18 protein-coding genes, 1 tRNA gene and 1 pseudogene are annotated in these 18,798 nt (G+C 58.8%); 9 read left to right on the top strand and 11 right to left on the bottom strand.

Translation table 11 applies throughout. The features are described from left to right. Positions 1–358 precede the first annotated feature (358 nt). From DPM33_RS23670 to DPM33_RS37085, 4 genes and pseudogenes are all read left to right on the top strand, one after another. The gene (locus tag DPM33_RS23670) at positions 359–1,267 is read left to right on the top strand and encodes a phytochelatin synthase family protein (protein WP_208648443.1); all 909 of its coding nucleotides are present in this window, start codon (positions 359–361) and stop codon (positions 1,265–1,267) included. Between the two features lie 347 nt (positions 1,268–1,614). Beyond that, complete coding sequence (locus DPM33_RS37095; protein WP_425373570.1) at positions 1,615–1,881, top strand: recombinase family protein; 267 nt, start codon at positions 1,615–1,617, stop codon at positions 1,879–1,881. Between the two features lie 160 nt (positions 1,882–2,041). Beyond that, a pseudogene (locus DPM33_RS37090) lies at positions 2,042–2,434 on the top strand (recombinase family protein); the annotation flags it as partial. Positions 2,435–2,517: 83 nt separating this feature from the next. Beyond that, positions 2,518–3,051, top strand: coding sequence for a hypothetical protein (locus tag DPM33_RS37085; RefSeq protein WP_245442345.1), 534 nt, complete (start codon positions 2,518–2,520; stop codon positions 3,049–3,051). Here the strand turns inward: DPM33_RS37085 and DPM33_RS23660 are convergent. Continuing rightward, positions 3,019–3,092, bottom strand: a tRNA-Gln gene (locus tag DPM33_RS23660). The genes DPM33_RS37085 and DPM33_RS23660 overlap by 33 nt on opposite strands. 145 nt (positions 3,093–3,237) lie before the next feature. Further along, on the bottom strand, positions 3,238–4,170 hold the full coding sequence (locus tag DPM33_RS23655; RefSeq protein WP_112099816.1) for a lysylphosphatidylglycerol synthase transmembrane domain-containing protein: 933 nt from the start codon (positions 4,168–4,170) through the stop codon (positions 3,238–3,240). 252 nt (positions 4,171–4,422) lie between these two features. Here DPM33_RS23655 and DPM33_RS23650 point away from each other — a divergent pair, with 252 nt between their 5' ends. Both DPM33_RS23650 and DPM33_RS23645 read left to right on the top strand, forming a co-directional pair. Further along, entirely contained in the window at positions 4,423–5,778 is a 1,356-nt protein-coding gene (locus tag DPM33_RS23650) for a Ppx/GppA phosphatase family protein (RefSeq protein ID WP_112099815.1), read from the top strand. Then, a complete protein-coding gene (locus DPM33_RS23645; RefSeq protein ID WP_112099814.1) occupies positions 5,778–6,473 on the top strand; it encodes an RlmE family RNA methyltransferase in 696 nt (231 codons plus the stop codon). Before DPM33_RS23650 ends, DPM33_RS23645 begins: the two co-directional genes overlap by 1 nt. Positions 6,474–6,575: 102 nt before the next feature. On the opposite strand, the gene DPM33_RS23640 is transcribed toward DPM33_RS23645, so the two are convergent. Further along, a complete protein-coding gene (locus tag DPM33_RS23640; protein ID WP_112099813.1) occupies positions 6,576–8,024 on the bottom strand; it encodes an MFS transporter in 1,449 nt (482 codons plus the stop codon). Positions 8,025–8,217: 193 nt separating this feature from the next. Here DPM33_RS23640 and DPM33_RS23635 point away from each other — a divergent pair, with 193 nt between their 5' ends. Then, on the top strand, positions 8,218–9,390 hold the full coding sequence (locus tag DPM33_RS23635) for a tyrosine-type recombinase/integrase (RefSeq protein ID WP_167449190.1): 1,173 nt from the start codon (positions 8,218–8,220) through the stop codon (positions 9,388–9,390). A gap of 4 nt (positions 9,391–9,394) precedes the next feature. Here the strand turns inward: DPM33_RS23635 and DPM33_RS23630 are convergent, their stop codons facing one another. From DPM33_RS23630 to DPM33_RS23590, 8 genes are all read right to left on the bottom strand, one after another. Next, positions 9,395–9,886, bottom strand: a complete 492-nt coding sequence (locus tag DPM33_RS23630) for a hypothetical protein (RefSeq protein WP_112099811.1) — start codon at positions 9,884–9,886, stop codon at positions 9,395–9,397. 3 nt (positions 9,887–9,889) lie between these two features. Further along, complete coding sequence (locus DPM33_RS23625; RefSeq protein ID WP_146770314.1) at positions 9,890–10,822, bottom strand: hypothetical protein; 933 nt, start codon at positions 10,820–10,822, stop codon at positions 9,890–9,892. A 156-nt stretch (positions 10,823–10,978) separates the two neighbouring features. Further along, entirely contained in the window at positions 10,979–11,779 is an 801-nt protein-coding gene (locus DPM33_RS23620) for a hypothetical protein (protein WP_146770313.1), read from the bottom strand. A 305-nt stretch (positions 11,780–12,084) separates the two neighbouring features. Further along, positions 12,085–12,324 (bottom strand): hypothetical protein, encoded by a 240-nt coding sequence (locus tag DPM33_RS23615; RefSeq protein ID WP_112099808.1) that lies wholly within the window; start codon positions 12,322–12,324, stop codon positions 12,085–12,087. Between the two features lie 23 nt (positions 12,325–12,347). Then, positions 12,348–12,605: a hypothetical protein gene (locus DPM33_RS23610; protein ID WP_112099807.1), complete on the bottom strand. Its 258-nt coding sequence runs from the start codon at positions 12,603–12,605 to the stop codon at positions 12,348–12,350. A gap of 539 nt (positions 12,606–13,144) precedes the next feature. Further along, positions 13,145–13,732 (bottom strand): hypothetical protein, encoded by a 588-nt coding sequence (locus tag DPM33_RS23600; RefSeq protein ID WP_112099805.1) that lies wholly within the window; start codon positions 13,730–13,732, stop codon positions 13,145–13,147. Positions 13,733–14,364: 632 nt separating this feature from the next. After that, complete coding sequence (locus DPM33_RS23595) at positions 14,365–16,434, bottom strand: primase-helicase family protein (RefSeq protein WP_112099804.1); 2,070 nt, start codon at positions 16,432–16,434, stop codon at positions 14,365–14,367. Positions 16,435–16,527: 93 nt separating this feature from the next. Continuing rightward, positions 16,528–16,839 carry a hypothetical protein gene (locus DPM33_RS23590; RefSeq protein WP_112099803.1) on the bottom strand — a complete coding sequence of 104 codons (312 nt, stop codon included), beginning with the start codon at positions 16,837–16,839 and terminating at the stop codon, positions 16,528–16,530. 467 nt (positions 16,840–17,306) lie between these two features. Between DPM33_RS23590 and DPM33_RS23585 the strand changes: the two genes are divergently transcribed. Both DPM33_RS23585 and DPM33_RS23580 read left to right on the top strand, forming a co-directional pair. After that, complete coding sequence (locus tag DPM33_RS23585; protein WP_146770312.1) at positions 17,307–17,723, top strand: hypothetical protein; 417 nt, start codon at positions 17,307–17,309, stop codon at positions 17,721–17,723. Next, the gene (locus DPM33_RS23580) at positions 17,720–18,718 is read left to right on the top strand and encodes a hypothetical protein (RefSeq protein ID WP_112099801.1); all 999 of its coding nucleotides are present in this window, start codon (positions 17,720–17,722) and stop codon (positions 18,716–18,718) included. Before DPM33_RS23585 ends, DPM33_RS23580 begins: the two co-directional genes overlap by 4 nt. Positions 18,719–18,798 lie beyond the last annotated feature (80 nt).

Below are 18,798 nucleotides of genomic sequence, written 5' to 3'. Positions count from 1 at the left end.
TGGCAATCCGGCCTTACATGGCAGGAGATCCCGCCAGACCGCCCGCCGGCACAAGTTGGGGCATGGTCAAGCTCGACGGATGCGCGCGAATATTCGGTCGTCTTCGAAACCGATCTGAAAGACTGGACCGAGCAACGTTTACCCTCTTCATAAGGTTGGCGAGGTAGTCGCACTTATCAAGGCCATGCATTGCGGCTTCTTTGGCGTCAATAGGCGCATAAGGATGATCTCTCAAACTTGGTATCGAGGCAAAACGCCTGCTGTGATCGCTACGCCGATTTCAACCTGACCCACTACCGAGCGCGGACACAACTTGACGTAGCAAGAATGGCGTGTGCATCTGTGCCATAACCCTTTGATGGAGACGGCACATGCCTTTTCGAGCATTTGCTTCGCGCCGTTGTCTCATGCCCCACGGGTACAAGCACTCATCAGTGCTCCGATCATCGCCGGACAGCAGCCGCTCTATCTTGCCAATGCGGTTCACGCCTGGGGCAACGGCATCCATGCAGGAAATCGTCAAGGATGCTGCCGACGCCGACATCAAGGCGTTAGCCGATTGGGTTGGAGCACAGCAATGAGAACAACAATCGCTTTCGCACTTGTGGCGCTGGTTCTGGCCTTGCCCATGGCTCGTGCTGATCAGCTTATCTACCTAACCGAACCCGCCGGCGAAAAACTGTTCGACGAGGCTGATGAAAAGTCGCCTTACTTCAAGCTAGCGACCTATCTTGAAACCGAGCAGATCCTCACGTTTTGCGCCCCGGCCACCATTGCCGCCGTTCTCAACAGCCTTGAAATAAAACGCCCGTCGCCGCCGCGCCTGTATCCGTGGGGTCTGTTCACACAGGATCTCGTGTTCACTCCGGAAAACCAGAAGATAAAGTCCTATGCCATGGTTGAAGAGGACGGCCTGGTGCTGGAGCAGATCAACGCCTTTCTCCTGAATCTAGGCGTCAAGGCGGAGTTCCACCACGCCGACACCATCGACGTGTCCAGACTCCGGCAGCTGATCAAGGATACGCTTGCCGATCCGAGCAAGCGGCTCATTGTCAACTATACACGCCAGGCCATCGGTCAGAACGGCGCTGGTCATGTCTCGCCGATTGGTGCCTATGACGCCGAGACGGATCGCGCCCTGGTGCTCGACGTGGCCAAATACAAATATCCGCCCGTGTGGATGACACTCGCCGACCTTTACAGGGCTATCGATACAATCGACAGCAGCTCAAACAAGACCCGCGGCATTATCGTGGTAACGAAATGAGGTTCACAGTTCGTTGGCCTGTCCATCTTGGCGGGGCAGCCGGCTGCCTGCGCAACGCGACAAACTGGCGCTTCTAGGCGGAGGGGATAATTCGCGCGACCGCAGCAAATCGAGACATCCAGCGATCTGCGGCAATCCGTTGATGCGGCAGTGATCGCTGCGGCATCGTGGGCGGTCTTCGCGGTCTACTAGTTGGCGCAGTGCTCCTTGAAGGTCGCGCTTGTCGAAAGGGATACATCGGCGCCGAGCAGTCGAGCCGGAACTGGGGCAGTGCAGCCAGCAGAAACCGCGCCGCCGGCGAGGCGCAAAGCCGCCGTTTTTCACCCTAACCAGTACCACTCCTTGCGATATCCAGCTGCGGGCGGCTATTTATCGACGCCGAGACGGCCAAAACCACTGGCCGGACCAACTTCACCGAAATGGTCAAATATCTGCGAAAGCATCCCGGCATTCGAAGCGTCCTGGTCGAGAAGACCGACCGGCTCTATCGCAACCTGAAGGACTGGGTGACCCTCGATGAGCTGGATGTCGAAATCCACCTTGCGAAAGAGGGTGTGATGCTGTCGCGAGACTCGCGCTCGTCTGAAAAGTTCATGCACGCATCAAGGTCTTGATGGCCAAGAATTATATCGACAACCTGTCGGAAGAAGCTCGCAAGGGGCAAATGGAGAAGGCGGAGCAGGTATATGGCCGACCAAGGCTCCGTGCGGCTATGTCAACACCACGGGGAAGGATGGCAGAAAGGTTATCGAGCCGCATCCTGAACTGGCTCCAGTGGTCACACAGCTATTTGAGCGCTACGCAACCGGCCAGTATTCGCTCAAGGCCTTGGCCAAGGCAGCCCATGGCGATGGGCTGATCTATCCCAAGAGCGGCAATCTGGTTCCGGTCAGCACCGTGCATATGATCCTGCGCAACCGCCTCTACACAGGGCTGTTCCAATGGAACGGCAAATTGCACCAGGGCAAGCACGAACCTCTCGTATCGATCGAACTGTGGGAGCGGGTCCAAGGCATCCTGACGGGCCGCAACGCGGTGCCGACCCACCCGATATGGAACGAGTTCGCCTTCACCGGATTGATGACCTGCACCGAATGCGGCTGCATCGTAGCGGAGATCAAGAAGGGCAAATACGTATACTATCACTGCACGGGGCACGCGAACAAAGGCCGAGGCGGGTACGCAGATTGCCGCCGCAAATATGTCCGCGAGGAAATGCTCGACAGGCATTCGCCAACCTGCTCGACCGGTTGCATTTCGACGAAGAGATACTGGAATGGGTCAAGGCAGCCCTCATGGCCAGCCATGCGGATGACCGCCGCGAGCACGAACAGGCGATCCATCGATGCCAAGTCGAGTACAAGCGGCTCGACGACAGGCTGCACGCCATGTATCTCGATAAGCTCGATGACCGCATCGACACCGCCTTCTACGACCGGATGTCGGCACAGTGGCGAACCGAACAGACGCGGCTGCTTCGCGAGATAGAGCGCCATGGCAGCGCCGAAGAGTCATACATGGCGGACGGCATCCGGCTGTTGGAGTTGGGGCGCAATGCCAGCCGACTGTTTGCGAAGCAGCCGGTACACGAGAAAAAGCGGCTCCTGAATCTCGTGCTGTCGAACTGCCAATGGGACAAAGGCGACGTTCACGCAGTCTGCAGACAACCGTTTGATCTGCTTGCGGAAACCGTCGCATCGGGGACAACGGTAGGAGCACAGCAGACAGCTTTATCGTCGGGGAGTCCAGTTTGGCTGGGGAACCTGGATTCGAACCAGGACTAACGGAGTCAGAGTCCGTGGGTCTACCGTTAACCTATTCCCCAGCAGGGCGCGATTTGCGTCGCGCGAAGCGGGCGGCTATGTGCCGCGAGCGCTGCCTTGTAGCCGCCATCCGAAAATAGTCAAGCCCGCAGCTGAGTTCAACCGCAGCCTTTTTGACGAGGCCTGCCATGAGGCGAGCGGAAGGCTTCAGCCTTCGCCCTTGCTGTATTGCGAATGCTCGAAGAACAGCACCAGGCACAGCCCGATCACGAGCGGGATGATGAGATAGAACAAGCGGAACACCAGAAGCGCGGCGAGCACGCCCACTGGGTCCATGTCCGAAAGGCCGGTGAGGAAGACGACCTCGAACACGCCAAGCGCGCCCGGCGCGTGCGATAGCAGCCCGATCGAGAACGACACCATGAACACGCCGAGCACGACGAAATAGCCTGGATTGCCGGCTTCGGGCAGGGCAAAGTAGATGATCGCGGCGGCCGCCAGCAGTTCGACCGGGCCGATCAGCAATTGCCGCGCGACGATCGGCAGCGCCGGATAGTGCAGCTGGAAGGAGCCGATCTTTAGCGGCCTGAGCCCCAGCCAACTGCCGAATACATAGGCGCCGACGAGGATGAGCATGGCCACGCCCGCGGCAAAGGCGGCGCCATGATGCGGCGCGCCGGTGAAGCGATCGATGACCTGGGGCTCCAGCAAGAGCACGAGGCCGCCGAGAAAAACGCTGGACAGGATGAAGGTGAACCAGCAGATGGCCACCAGCACGCCGATCTCCTGGCCGGTCAGCCCCCGCGTGGCATAGGCGCGGTAGCGGATCACCGCGCCGGAAAACACCGAGCCGCCGATATTGTGCGACACCGCGTAGGTGGTGAAGGAGCACAGCGTGACGAACAGCCACGACACTTTCTTGCCGATATGCAGCAACGCAATATGGTCGTAGCCGGCGAGCGCCGCATACGCGACGACCGAGCTCAGCGCCGCGAGCACCCAGCTGCGCGGCGGGATAGCGGCGATGCCCGTCCAGACATCGTTGAGCGAAATGCCGCGCAGTTCGTGGATAAGCAGCCACAGCGAGAAGGCCACGGCCGCGATGCCGATGACCGGCCAGAAATAGCGCCTCCAATTCATGGCGTCGTCATCATGCGTTGCAGCTCATTCGTCCGGATTGGCCCCACTTCGCCCGCATAGTCTCATTTCAGACATGCCTGATCGAAGCCGGCTATTCAACCGGCAAGACATTGCCCTTACGTGACCTTGGCAAAATTCGGGCCATGCGCTCTTGGTGATTGCCAAACGCACTGCTACTCTGTTGCCAACTTGAAACAAATCGAGGTGCCTGCTGCGTCCGTTCAGGTTCGCGCGGCGCCGGAAGGAACCGAAGTGGAAGACCACGACACCGGCGCGGGCGCGTCGGCAGTGGGTGTGTCCGGGGCATCGCCGGCGGAACCGGTGAGCCCGCATGCGGGGCGTTTCAGCCGCCACGCGGGCGCGCATGCCAGACATGCCGATCAGCGACATACCGGCCAAGGAAAGGCCGACCATCAGGCCGAGCAGCCGAAGGGCAAGACGCGCAAGCGGCGCAAGCGCAGGCGCGGCCGCAAGGTGTTTGCGCGCGACGAGAACGGCGCCGTGCCGCGTGCAGCGCCGGCCGCTATCTCCGCCAGCCAAGCCAAGACCGCGCCGCCGCTGAGTGAGCCAGGGCCACCGCTCCAGGCCCCGCCACGCCCGCCGCATCAGGAACTGCCGGTTTTCGCCGCGCTCGACCTCGGCACCAACAATTGCCGGCTGTTGGTCGCGGTGCCCGGCCGTCACGGCCAGTTCCGCGTCATCGACGCCTTCTCACGCATCGTCAGGCTGGGCGAGGGGCTGACGGCCAGCGGCAGGCTCGGCCAGGCTGCGATGGACCGCGCGGTCGAGGCGCTGAAGATCTGCGGCGAGAAGCTGCGCAACCGCAAGATCAGGAAAGCCAGGCTGATCGCAACCGAAGCCTGCCGTTCGGCCGCCAACGGCGTCGAATTCCTGGAACGCGTCGAGCGCGAGGCCGGGCTGAAGCTCGAGATCATCGACCGCCAGACCGAGGCGCGCCTTGCGGTCTCCGGCTGCGGCTCGCTGGTCGAGCGCGACACGCAAGGCGTGGTGCTGTTCGACATTGGCGGCGGTTCGTCCGAAATCGCGCTGATCGACCTGACGGGGCGGCGCTCCCCGCGGCTTGCCAACCACATCGTGTCGTGGACCTCGCTTCCCGTCGGCGTGGTGTCGCTCGCCGAGCGCTTCGGCGGCCGCACGGTGACGCGCGAGACCTTTGCCGCCATGGTCGACGACGTGGCCACGCGGCTGAAAGTCTTCGACGGCCGCGACCGGCTCGCGCATGTGCTGGCCAGCCCCAACTTCCATCTGCTTGGCACCTCCGGCACGGTGACGACGCTTGCCGGTGTGCATCTCGATCTCGAACGCTACGACCGCCGCCGCGTCGACGGGCTGTGGATGGATCGCGACAGCGTCGATCGCATGATCGAGCGGCTGATCGGCTGGGATTTCCAGCAGCGCTGCGCCAACCCCTGCATCGGCGCCGACCGCGCCGACCTGGTGCTTGCCGGCTGCGCCATCCTGGAAGCCATACGTGGCGTTTGGCCGTCCGAGCGCCTGCGTGTCGCCGACCGTGGCCTGCGCGAGGGGATCCTGAGCGAACTGATGGCCGATGACGGCGTGTGGCGAAATGATGGGCGTGGCCGGTGATGGGCAAGAAGCCGGAAAAGCCGGGCTCGGGGAGCATTCGCGTCCTCAAGACCAGGATCAAGAAGAAGAGCGGCCTGAAGGAATCGTCGCGCCGCTGGCTCGAGCGTCACATGAACGACCCCTATGTGCAGCGCTCCAAGGCCGATGGCTACCGCTCGCGCGCCGCCTACAAGCTGATCGAGATCGACGACAAGCATCATCTCCTGAAACCCGGCATGAAGGTCATCGACCTGGGTGCCGCTCCCGGCGGCTGGTGCCAGGTGGCGGCCGCGCGGACGAAGTCGAGTGCCGAGAATCCGCATGTCGTCGGCATCGACTATCTCGAAATGGGCACGGTTCCGGGCGCGGTCATCCTGCAGATGGACTTCCTCGATCCGGACGCGCCGCAAAAGCTTGCCGAGGCGCTCGGCGGCCAGCCGGATGTGGTGCTCTCCGATATGGCCGCGCCCACGACCGGCCACCGCCGCACCGATCATCTGCGCACCATGCATCTGTGCGAAGTCGCGGCCGATTTCGCGCTGCATGTGCTCAAGCCCGGCGGCCATTTCCTCGCCAAGACATTTCAGGGCGGCGCCGAGAACGAACTCCTGTCGCTGCTGAAGCAGAACTTCCGTTCGGTCCATCACGTCAAGCCGCCGGCTTCGCGGGATGAGTCGGTGGAGCTTTATCTGCTGGCGAAGGAGTTCAAGGGGTGAGAAGCGGTCCGCGTTAGCGGACGAAAGCCAATTGCTTGGCTTTTCGAGCTTCGAACGCCCTGAGCCTGCGAAGGGCCGGGCGGCCGCCGAAGGGAAAGGCGCCTACTTTCCCGCGGTCCCGACCGTTTCCAGCGTCTTCGGCGTGGTCAGCCGCCCGTGCCCCGACACCGCATTGCCGGCATCCGGCGCCAGCCGCATGAAGGTGATCGACGCCGCCGCGGACACTGCCGCCACGATGAAGAAGGCGATGTGGAAATCCTGCAAGGTCAGCGGGCCGCCATGGATCGAGGTCGACACTTCGAGGATGCCGCCGGCCAGCGCCACGCCGAGCGCGATCGACAATTGCTGGAAGACCGCCGTGATCGGCGTCGCCTTGCTGGTGTCGGCGGGCGTGATCTCCGCATAGGAGAGCGCATTGACGCCGGTGAAGAACATCGAGCGGATGAAGCCGCCGACCAAAAGGATCGCCAGCATCAATGCATAGGGCGTCTGCGGCGTGAACAGGCCGTAGATGGCGATCGAGGCGGCGGCGATCAGCGAGCCCCAGATCAGCACTCGCCGGAAGCCGGCAAGGCGGAAAAGCAGCGCGGTCACGAATTTCATGCCGATGGCGCCGATCGCCGAAACGAAGGTGATCATGCCGGACTGGAAGGGCGTCAGCCCGAAACCGATCTGGAACATCAGCGGCAACAGGAACGGCACCGCGCCGATGCCGATGCGAAACAGCGAGCCGCCGAGCACCGAGGATCGGAACACCTGGTTGCGGAACAGCTCCAGCGCCAGCAGCGGATTCTGGGCGCGCCGGGCATGGATGAGATACAGCACGCCCGAGACCACGCCGACCGCCACCGTGACGAAGCCGGCGATCGGTGGCAGCGCCGGCAGGCTGACCACGGAAAGGCCGAAGACGACGCCGGAAGCGGCCAGCCCCGATAGCACGAAGCCGGGGAAATCGAGCGGTGGTGTCTCGGCCGGCTCGGTTTGCGGCAGATAGCGCGTGGCGAGCCACATGCCGATCAGGCCGATCGGCACGTTGATCAGGAAGATCCAGTGCCAGGTGAAATAGGTGGTGATGAAGCCGCCGATCGGCGGGCCGACCAGCGGGCCGACCAGCGCCGGCACGGTCAGCCAGGACATTGCCGCGACCAGCTCGCTCTTCGGCGTGGCGCGCACCAGCACCAGGCGCCCGACTGGCGTCATCATCGCGCCACCCATGCCTTGCAGGAAGCGCGAGACCACGAAAGCCGGCAGCGAATTCGCGAAGGCGCAGGCGACAGAGCCCGCAATGAAGACGCCGATCGCGGCGCGAAACACGTTCTTGGCGCCGAACCGGTCCGCCATCCAGCCGCTGATCGGAATGAAGATCGCCAGCGACACCAGATAGGCCGTCAGTGCCAGCTTCAGCGCGATCGGACTGGTGTGGATGTCGATCGCGATCGCCGGCAGCGAGGTGGCGATCACGGTCGAATCCATGTTTTCCATGAAAAGTGCGACGGCGAGAATCAGCGGGATGACACGCGAGACCGAGGCCGGTGGGATTGAACTTTCCATATTATAATCAGCACTTTAGGTTGGCATTGCACAATGGCGCACAGGAGCTCTGCACATTGCTGCACATTGGCGAACATGTACGCGAATTATGGTTGACGGGACCAAAACCATAATTTCTCCTTTCGCATCCGGCGAGTTGTGTCCTATGCGTTGCTGACACTGATTTAGGGCGCTCCAGGGCAAAGGAATGAGCATGGCAAGGGCTGTCAACAAACTGACCGACACGTGGTTGAAGCGGGCACAGGTGAAGCCAGGCATCTATAGCGACGGAGGGTCGCTTTACCTACGAGTAGCGGGCGACACGCGGTCCTGGTTTTACATATATGTGGATGGCCGGGGCAAGCGGCGGGAGATGGGCCTAGGTGGCTACCCTTCGGTTTCGCTGTCAATTGCTCGTGAGAAAGCGCGTGATGCACGTGATGTCCGGGCAAAGGGCCTTGACCCAATCGAGCACCGCAAGGCTGCGAAGGAAGCAGCTATGCGTGCCGAACGGCAGACTTTTGGTTGCGTCGCCGATGAGTTCATCACTGCAAATTCCGCTCGATGGGTGCCAGCGCAGACTGACCGTTATAAAGGCTATTGCGCCAATTGGCTCAAGGATGTCGTAGGGCTTCCCGTCGAGACCGTTGATGACGACCACGTGGTTGACGCGCTGCGCCCCGTTTGGGGCACACCAACCGGCGCTTATCTCCGATCTTTCATTGAGCGGGTGTTGGATTTCTCCGTCGCGAAGCGATATCGGCCGAAGGGCCTGAATCCTGCTCGTATCAAGGGCCATATCGCGGTCTTGCTGCCACAGCCTCGTGCCGCGACTGTGCACCATGCTGCGTTAGCATGGGCGGGAGTAGGCGATGTTATGCGATCCCTTCAAGGGATGGCGGGTGAGGGTGCCCGCGCGTTTCGCCTCACGATCCTATGCGGGCTGCGCCAAAAGGAAGCGCGTGAACTCCGCTGGCGTCACGTCAAGGACGACAGGCTGGTTTTTCCGGCGTCCGAGTACAAAACCCGCCGCGAGCATGTGGTGCCGCTGTCGGCGCAAGCCAAAGCTGTCCTTGCTGAGATAAAGTCCAACCGCGAGCCCGAAGCGCTGGTCTTCAAAGGCCGTCTGCATGATCGCCCGTTGTCGAGCCACACTTTCGAGTATCTGCTAGCCGATCTTGAGCTGGCCGTTAAGCCGCATGGCTTCCGCACGTCACTTGCCGTGTGGGGGGTCGAAGCTGGTGGCTTTGCGGACGACATCATGCAGCGCTGCCTCGGCCATGTAGTCGGCACTGAGGTCAGCCGCGCCTATCAGCGTTCCGATTTCTTTGAGGCGAAACGGGGAGTTTTCGATGCCTGGGGCAATCACTGCATCGCCCAAGCTTGAAAGGTTAGTCCTTGTCCTTGATGCCGGCCTCAGATCGACGTCGGTCGATTTCGGCATCAACACGCTTGCGCTGAATATCCATGAGCATTTTTGGCATTCCCAACGTGAGAACGAAAGCTGTGACGCCTAAGGCCAGATGGACGTGCGCAATCATCGATTTGGTGTCATCCGATATGACGGTGTTAGGTGCCTTGCTTAGCAGCGCACCAACAAAAATCACGCCTATGGTCACCAGGTAGAGCACGAACAACCACGTATGGCGTATCAGCCTATCTTCTATGGCCTGCCTATGGCTTTCAGCAGACCTCCAAGAACCGGAAGGCAATAAAGACGGGTCTCCCAGAACTGTTATCACGGCAACCAAAAAGCCAGCTAGCACGGTGTAGACAGTCACGAATATGCCTATCGCCGCTTCATTTCCGACCACATACTCCCCCCAATACTTTGAAACTAAGATCCCCACCGCAAACGAACCAATTATGAACACGGCGCGCATGGTTTACTGTGCCACAATGCCGGATTCTTTCAAATCGCTCTCGAATTTACGAAGCGCCTTCCAAGCGCTGTCTCGCAAAACGGACTTCCCATGGCGGTCTATTGAAACTTTCTGTCGGATGAAAACCTCTTTTTGGCTAATCCGTTGGTTGTTGCCGGTAACGATGACGTAGTCATCATCCTCGTCTTCGATTACGTCACGAGCTACGCTATCCATAAGCTTCCTACCGACCACTCGCCCCTCCTTCCGTCGGGTATCGAAAGATAGCGAAAGGGACACGTTCACGTTTTCCAGATCCACAGGGACATCGTCCCCAAATAAGGCCTTTAGATGCTTGAAAGCTGCGCCTACGGCACCAGCCGTGTCGGTCTTGCGCTTGACATAATTTATACTCGCCTCGTAAAGCGTAGCCCGCACTTCGACCGCCTTCACACCTTGGGCCTTGATCAGCTTCATCTTATCGACGTTTCCAACATTCTGAAGTTCGAATTCGTCTGCGTCATCGCCGACATCGGCCTTTTTTAGCAGTTGCCGGCAATACGTCGAAAACGAGCCATCTTTCAGTACGGTCGAGCATAGGAATACATCGTTTCCGCGGACTAGCGCGAACACATCTCCATCCATGAAATCGCGCCTTGCCGGCGCTGGCGCCGTACCGACTTCAAATTCCTCTAAATCGTCATCCGCTGCCGGAACGATGCTGGCGCGATCCCCGGGAGTTCCCGCGACCAAGTGAAGGAGCAAGCCCCCACCGGGATTATTGTGGGCCTTGTTCCCTTTTATTACTTGGCCATCAGCGCGCGCGAATTTTCGCTGGCCGATTTTGGCCAGCTTCTTGTGGGCTTCTCGCAGATAGTATTCCAAGGTTTTGGAAGGGTCGTGGCCATCAAGCCACATGGCGCGTCTATATACGACGGTTTTGACTCGTGTCTTCATTCTAAACCCCTCCCAGGTATAGAAGGCGAATTATCACAATTATTTTTTCTTGTGTAGAAGTTTGCCACGGGTCGATGTTGAGTAGATCAGTTTCCTGTTGATAGATAGGGACGTGGGGTGCACTGGATGCCTCTCGCGCATCATCAGAGAGGTGCGTCAAGGCTTTCCTGCCTCTGAGCCTATTGTCCGATTGATGATTGGGAACGGCGGGTGTTCGACACTGACCACGACCTGATAGCTTGGCGCGCCGAATTCTCCGAAGAGTCTGATCGGCACAATCCAAGTGACTCCGAATTTGGTTACGCCGCGCGCAAGGCCAATTTCATGGATTTCTTGAGATGCGGGGAGCAGCTTTGGAGAGCCCCCGATCAAGTAGGGCAATGGCGGAGCCGAGGGTTCCCGTAAGATCGTGTCTGCTAAGACAGGGTTGAAATGATCTATGTCGTCCCGCTCGGCAGTGGCAAATCCATGAGCGATCTTCGCAAGAAGCAATGCGAAGCGTTCACCTATCAGGGAGCCTTGGTATGATCGGCCTTCCGTTGCCCCGAATCTTGCGAAGAGCGCGGACGGATCACCGGCGGACATGTTTACGAACTTGAATGACTCAGTATTGATATTTGTTCGGCTAGGTTCACGCTCATAGAGTATCTCTGGGGGATGGAAGATGGGGAGAAGAAGCGTGAAGGGCGCCAACTCGACTGGCACATCCCGTGTGACCCATTCACCTCCAATTTTCAGCTGCAGCGGCAGCGTTTCCGGCCGATCCTTTGGGCGCTTTGTTTTGAGACCTAAAGCGTACCGTAGCGGCCCCAACGTCTGTTTCATGCAATATTGTTCGAACTTGCTGATTGCGCCCTCGCACCTTCCGCACGCCGCCTGGGGAAGAACGAGGCTGCCGTTGATCGCCTCGGGAATGATATGTTCGTCGCCCAGTTTGTCGCGGTGAATGGAGTGCACCCTGGCATCGCAGTAGATGCATCTACCAACAGCGTCGTAGGTAGGGGTTGGTTGCATAGATATGTCGCCCGTTGTGCTATGTGAACAAAAAGGGAACGAAAAGTCAACCGCCCTCTTGACCGTGGAGGAATATGTTCCTCACTTCAGCGAATTGTTTCACCCTAGTGACGAGCAGGCACACAGAATCCGTTTCCGGCGTTTGGTGGAGATCCGGTGGGAGAAGCGGGTTATTTGGCGAGACGCCCTCTTTTCACGAAGAGATCTAGACAGCGGCGACTAAGCGGTCCGAACTGCGTCGCCCACTGTCAGTCAACGTTCATGACGAAAGGCAACTCGCCCTTGGGGTCAGCTAGGCGCTTCGCCAGGACCAGCAGTTCGAGCTTCGCCTCTACATTGTACTTTTTGATCGACTCGACCGCCGAGCCCGAGATGCGGAAGTGCTTGCAGGTCGGACATCTGTACTCCTCGTAGTCGCCGAACGTCTTCTCAAGCCGCGCGGCTGGCTCGTCCGTTATCGGACAATCAGCCTCAATCCAAGTTTCCATGGTCGATTCCTTGCCACAGGCGGTCAGTAGGGTATCCCGTCGTCGTCCCCGGTCGCAGGCGGCGGGTTGTAGCTGGCCCGGTCATACATCAGCTTGATCTCAATCACGTCGCCGTCAGTACGGCTGATGCGGTCGTAGATTGCGCCAATCGTCTCGTCGCTAGTGAACGTGAATGCCTTGTCCTCGAAGTAGGTTATCCAGAGCTCGCTGCCGTCATGATGACTTTCGCCGTTCGATTCCCGCTGACGCACCTTGGCGACGAAGACGTACCGATCCACCATCAGAATCACCCTACGATTTTGGCCAAGCCCATCAGGTAGCACGGCTTCTGACGTAACGGTACTGTCAGAGGTAGCTGCGACGCGGTCAATGCGACCGACCTTGCAAGGCACGGGGGTGTGGGGGATAACATGTACAATCTATAGTTGAGGAGGGCATTGACGTTGCGCATCGCTGTCGCAGTCGGCGCGATCACCCTAACCGCAGCGTCGGCGCACGCTGCATCGCTGACAGCTGCTCAGCTCGAAACGGCTAGGCAAGTCTGTTACGCCGATACTGCGGTCCAGTATTGCAGTGACACTAGCTATCCACTCGCGTGGTCTCCCGAAGCTCAGGACTCTGTAGACGCTATCGAGGGTAGCGCCGACGGAGACATTACGACTGCGTGCGCGCATGGCGGAAAACAGTTCGAAGCGATCGCCGGCATTCAGGACGATGGTAAGCCTGCCAGCGCGAGTAGGCTCGTTGCTGCATGCATGGGAGTCGACGCATCGCAATCGATGATCGTTAAGGCAAAATAGTCTGGAGTTCCGGAATTTTCCTAAGCTACGCTCTCAATGAAGGTGATTGAGCTCCCGCCACTGGTTAGGGTGTCAAATATTGCGAGGTTCGAACGAGCAAGTAAGTCGCGCCAGATCGCTTCCATATCGTCAAACGCGTCATTCACGAATTGCTCGGTGAGTCTCTTCTGCCAATCAGCCGTCAGATAGCCACGTTTTTCCAGTTCTTCGTGCGTCGTCACGATCTCCTTGTCTGTTCGCAACTCCAAAGGTTTGCCGTGAGCCAGCGTGTCACGGAAATCTTTGAGATCGCGCACGGATTTATATGGCCGGGTTTTGTCATCAAAGGCGACGCCGAGATGCTTGGTCACCCTTCTCACCTTATCCAGATACGGTGCCCTCTCATCCCATTTTGCTACAAGTCTATGGCCAAGAAAATTGAACTTTGCTTCGACTGCAAATGCGATCATCGTCAAGCACGCCATCATTTCTAACCCAACCCCTTCGTGGTCTCCGTTCTTCAAGCGCTCCGAGATTCGTTGCTTGAAGTAGAAAGCTGCGTTGGCGAGGTCGTTGTGAATGAAAACGTTCCTGTGCTCCTGGACTCGTACTTTGATCTTATCTGCCATTGTCCCCTCCCTCGGTAGCATCATGCACCAACAGTCAGCTCTATGCTAGACTACGGATGGGTTACTTGCTTCTCGTAGCCGATCCCAGGGTGCGACTTCGCCTGACAGTCGGAGGGTGACAGGTCGCAAGGAGCGCCGTGAGTTTAAAGGGGTTCCTGGGTACGGAGAAGGGGCGTTTCCGTCGCCCCTAGAACGGCGCCAAGAGCACCGCGACTTTCGCAACAAACATCGCGCTCGGAGCGGCAAGCCATGCGAAGTAAGGGCTTCGGGCGACCCGTTACCGACTCGCCATAACTCAGACCCTAACAAGCGGCGAGTTGAGGTGGGGAGCCGTCGACATGGACACGGGCGTAGGGACGCGCCGTCGCGTTCGTTCGCAACCGAGAGGCCAAGACTGTCGGGTAATGTTGGGCATCGCCATCTGCGACTGCCCAACATTCCGAAGTGCCGATTTTCAAGGGGCTGCTGGCGAACGTTGGGTACGTTGGGTACGTTGGGCAGTTTCTGAAAGGGGTAATAGGAAAAGAAGATACTGAGGGCTGGAAACATTGCATTTAATGTGCGGGGATTTTTGCGGGGTACCCAACGCCCCAACCGCCCAACATTCTCTGACGAACGGTGACTGCCCAACATCAGCGACGGAGCACGACGACAGCGGAGGTTGGCACCTTCCAATCCGGGCGGTCAAGGATGCCGCCATTTCCGTCCTCAATTGTCGCCCAATCGTAAGGGCGGCCACCGAAGTACTTAAGTTCCCAGAGCCGACGGCAAACCCACAACGGCGGCCAGCGCCGCCCCTCAAATGAGTCCCGCCCAAATCGCTTTAGCCGGCGTTTCTCCTTTTCGTCGCGCCCGCACCAAGCGAACGCGGTCATAACGTTCCGACCGAAGGCTGTATCGTCAACGTTGTCGATTTTGATGCCCGGCAGGTTGTTGATGCAGGCCCGCATGATGTGGCTCTGCACGAAGTGAGCAGGCACGTGGCCGACGTCGCGCAGTTGTGGGTCAAGTTCAGCGGCGTCCATACGCTCGCCGGTTTCGGTAAAAGGTAATTCCCCGCGGTCGAGCAGCAGCTTCAGCATGTTCGGAAACCCGGCCAGCGATCGCTCGCGCTGGGCGTCCATCGTCGCGGTTATCGGCTTATGCACCTGCGGGTGAAATTCCCGGATCCAAGCATGGTCCCTCGCCGAAACCATGAGGCTGAAGAAGCGGTCCATCTCACCCCCCGTGCGAAAGGCATCAAAGATGCCTTGAAGCGCCCCATAGAACTTGTGGTCGTTTCGGTGAACGGCGCTGACTTCCGTTGCAAAGATACGGTCGGAGCCGCCCCCTCCCGATACGGCGAAAGCCCGGTTGGTCGCAATCATACGGCGGCCAAAGTTGACCACCTGCCGCATGCCGACCCCCTTCGGCTCAAGATCCAATGTAGGATCATCGATTAAGGACCATAGAAACGCGCCGCGCTTCGCTGCGTCGGTCGCTTCGCGCCCGCTCTGTGCGACAGTCGGGGCCTCATCCTGGCAGGTAAAGTACTTGTTTGCGAACTGCTCGGTGAAATCGCCGTCCATCACTTTTTGGCGCGCCGAGCCAAAGCATTGCTCCTTGCCGAAGATGGCCACGTTCATATTGAAGAACATATTCTTGCCTGTGCGCCCGAGCGGGTCCCAGAAGTAAAGGGCTGTCCTGCCTGCAAGGCGCCGGGGGTTGACTACCGCATCGGTTTCCCAGCGGAGGATGTATTGGAAAACGTCTCGATCTCCGGCCGCGATGACGTTGAACAGGTACTCGTGGATCATCGGGCATTGCTGGTCGAGGCTCAGACATGGATTCGCCGGGATGATGGCGGGCTGGTAGCCCCTCCAGATGTTGAGATCGTTGTCACCGTCAGCGCGCGGAATCACTTTGCTGAACTCGACGCCGGGTGGCTGTGGCTCGAACCGCTCGAGGGTATAGCGGTTGTGTTTCGACAGGTCGTGAGAAAGCCAGGCGCTCGCGACAGCAACTGGCTTTCCCTCTTCATTGAAGGCAATCCGGTCGCCATACGCGACCACAAACTTATCGCGGGTGAAGAAGGAGCCGGTACCATCCTTGTTCTTGATCACCATCGTGCCGCCGTAGTCGCGGATCGCGTACATGTGGGTGTTAAACCACCCCAAGCCTTGCTCGACGCTGCCAATCGGCGTGACGCCCTCTCCAGCCGCGCCTCGGTGGTCGCGCTCGACCTCCTTGAAGGCTGCTTCAAGCCGCCTGGGGCTGTGTCCGGTCGATTTCGTAAGAGCAGTGAAGAAGTCACCGAGGTACGAAGGACTACGTCTAAGCCCCGCTTCAATGGCGCGGACGAACATCTGGCGTAGGTCGCTGAGCCTGCAATTCTTCTCTCCGGCCGCCGCATCCTCGACAAGATTGTTGAAGGTCTTCAGCCGGTCCCCCAAGGCTGCTTCCATTTCAGCCTTCGCCCTCGCGGCAATCGCGGCAGAATCGTACGCCGGAAAAGTCTGTGGAGGCTGAGGCTGGGCGCGCTCGCCAATGTACTCGCCAAGCACGCCGTTGAGCTCCGCTTCGAAATCGGAAAACTCGTCGTCGGAAACGGGCTGACCATGGGCGTCGTCGTTCGCATGCTGCTTTTCGGGCGGCTGCTTGATGGCAAATTGCGCGAGCCGGGGATCAGGTCTCGGAATATCGTCGGAAGTTTCGTTGGACATGGTTGGCCTCTACTTGCCGCCGGGGCATGGGGACTACGGCCACCAAGGGCGCGGGCCAAGTTGAGAGGATTCGGCCAACCAGTGAGTCGGATGTTACGCTGCGGCGCGCGGAAGGACAAGTATGGGGCAGGGCACGTCGGCGTAGGTGACAGTCGGATGAACGACGGGCTCGTGGCTATCGAGATTCACTGACGCGTTCGGAAGGTAAAAGGCTACCAGCTTAGTCAGGAAATCGAGCGGCGGGTTTGCCATCACTCCGAGGCGGAACCTCGTTAGCTGCTGGTAGTCGCAGCCAATGGCCTTTGCCAGTTCGACGGTATTACGCCGGTCAGCCTTTACTCGATTTTTGAGATTGCCATCGACGAGCAATGTCAGATTCAGGGGAAGTGCTAAGTTCTCAGTCATTGTTGCTCCTTGCGTATTAAGAGGGTCGCCGGAAATTCATTTAAACGTTGTATTCGCATTGATTGCGTGTGTCACGAGCGGCGTTAAAATATATATTTCGGAACAATTGACGACACGTCGCAAATCGCACAATTATAATAAATAACAATCTCAAATAATCGAAATAAAGAGAGGCGCCACGGTGAATATTAAATCTATAGTTGCGATACTGATAGGCTTGAGCCTGGGCGGTTCAATCATCGTCATAGCAGCGGCCATCCCGGCCTTTCTGCGAGCCGCGTGGTGATCGTGATGCAGGTCTACAGTCCACGCGTAAGTGCGAACGCGTTTAGGTACAAACCCGTTGATCTCCGGCCGATTATTCAGCACCTGATCGTGCTCGACGGAGCGAAATGGCTGGTGCCGCTCCGGGGCGACCGCGTCGTAGGACCAGCGAAGCTAGTGGAAGCTAGAAGGAAGCGCTGAGCATGCGCTTTGACAATCTTGGGATTTTCGTCGCCAATGACCCTCGGTCAGTGCCAAAGTTGTCAACGTCGCCATGGCGAGTATGCCATTATGCGGAAATGCAACTGCGCGAGAAACATGCAGTCCGCTTCACCGAAGTTACGGAGCCGACAGACTTCACCGGACGCCTCGACAAAATCACGCGAGGCTTCGTCTACCCAGGACGGCCCTGCATGACGTTCTGGTTCTCGGTGCTCGACCCACTACCGTGGCGAAACTTCGCATGGCATGAAGAACATTGCCTCTGCGACTGCGACGAAGACGACCACATGGCCGCAAGGATCGCCGAGATCGGCATGGGGTTGTGCCAAACGGAACTCCCTTGCGACCTTGATACGCTTATCGGTCACAGCTTCCGCGGAGTCATGAACCCAGCATGATCAGTGATCTGCGTGCCCGCGCCAAAGCCTTCTTGGAACAGGGCGTCAGCGACAATTGGCGTCCGATGATGGACGTCAATTCCTGGCTGACGTTTCAGATTCGCCAACGGGAAGATGGCAAGGTCGATAAGGTGCCAGTCAGGGCGAACGGGAGGGACTGCAATGTCAACGATCCGCGAAATCACACGTCCCTGAACAACGCGATCTATTACGTGAAGAATTACCCCGATCTCCATCACGGTATTGGCTTCGTATTTGCCGGGGAGCATGACTTTGTCGGCATTGACGTTGACTTCTACAAGCTCGCCCAACTTACTCCTCTCGCGCAGCAGGCCATCGGCTACATCCTGCAATTTCCAACGCTGACGCAGCGCTCGCTGTCCGGCAAAGGCTTCCACCTTTTCGGGCGGCTCAATCACCCCGTGACTATGCAAAGGCTAGGGGCCGCACGGCAGGGTTTACTTGGAGCGGTCGAGGTGTACTCGACCACCCGCTTTTTTGCGATGACCTTCAACACGGTGCAGGAGAAGGACCTGCCGATCAAGGACGCTGCTCCGTTGATCAACTACATTCTCGACAGGCACTTGGAGAACGGCGGCCAGCTACCAGAGCAGGGCGGGGCCTCGTTGTCGCGCTCGCCACTAGTTACCGAAAACCTCGAGCTGGTCATTAAGGCCATTCGCCATATGTATTCGCTGCGCGACGATCCCTGCCGCGAGTTCCTTTTTCCCCTTAAGTCGGATGAGGGCAACGCACACAGTAAGGCGCAGCTTGCAGAGGCTAAGGGGAAGTTGCTGGCACGGTATGGTAACGACCAAAGTAAGGTCGATATGTCCTTAGCGAGGACCGTCGCTCAAAAGACCGACAACTTCGCCCATTTCGAAATAATTATGGTTCGAAATGGGTTCTGGCCGCGCCCTGGCAAATCCGCAAGATACCTAGAGAGCACGTTTCACAAAGCAGTAGGCGCGTTCGAGCAGCGCAGGGAGGGATGAGCATGGCCACGGTTCATGAGCGGATCATAGCGAGGATCGTCGAGCAGCCGGGTTTAACGGAAGCCGAATTGGCACATGCC

Source organism: Mesorhizobium hawassense (genome assembly GCF_003289945.1).
Lineage (GTDB): Bacteria > Pseudomonadota > Alphaproteobacteria > Rhizobiales > Rhizobiaceae > Mesorhizobium > Mesorhizobium hawassense.
Note: the sequence above shows the minus strand (reverse complement) of the source record. Positions and strands in the feature narration are given on the sequence as shown.